Origin of the sequence: Shigella sp. FC1967, assembly GCF_001743005.1 — a bacterium.
GTDB lineage: Bacteria > Pseudomonadota > Gammaproteobacteria > Enterobacterales > Enterobacteriaceae > Proteus.
Window position 1 is genome coordinate 1 of the sequence record NZ_MIIZ01001148.1, and the last position, 638, is coordinate 638.

Annotated in this window: 1 protein-coding gene; it reads right to left on the minus strand. The window is 42.8% G+C overall.

The genetic code is table 11. The annotated features are described in order from the left end of the window. Positions 1-107: 107 nt before the first annotated feature. Positions 108-638 (minus strand): DUF3304 domain-containing protein (locus BHE89_RS19455; RefSeq protein ID WP_141008349.1); only part of this gene is annotated, 531 nt, incomplete at its 5' end.

Here is a 638-nt window from a genome sequence, read left to right on the forward strand (position 1 = left end):
TCGTTTCTCTTCTTCTCGTATTTTATAGTTATGTTCTATCTGTTGTTGTGTTAATTTTAATCGGCCTTTATCAGGGAAATGATTAGGTACCCAAACTGGTTCTGCTTTTATTTCTTCGAACATACGGCGGGCTCCTTCATATTATGAGGCTCATTAATCGGGTATTCAGGATCACCATAGCTATAGCAAGAAGTGGTGATTTTCACTTCGTCACAAGGTAAAAAATGGACATCGACCCCACACACTTCTTTATCATATTGCGGAATAGGCACCCAAGCTTCGTGGGTTGAGGTATTATCGCGCAGTTGTTGCTCCCAGCGATTATAGGCTTCGACTTGGTCAAAATCAGGTGCTGGTGGAAATTTTGTGGTATCCACCTTTTTCCATTGAATATGTGCGATTAAATTAGGGCGCCATTTTTCAGGGATCATCACACAACAGACCGTGCCGCCAATACTGCCGTAACCTTCATTAATTGAAAAACCTGAAATTTCAAATTGTGTGTGGTTATAGCCCTGAAGCCCGGCTCCCAAGATGGCGTTTTCTGGTTTTGCACCCCAAGAGCCCGCATTGGCACAACCGGAAAGGAAAAAAGAGATAATTAAGAGCGAGGCAAGTTTGGGGGAAATTTGCCAAAA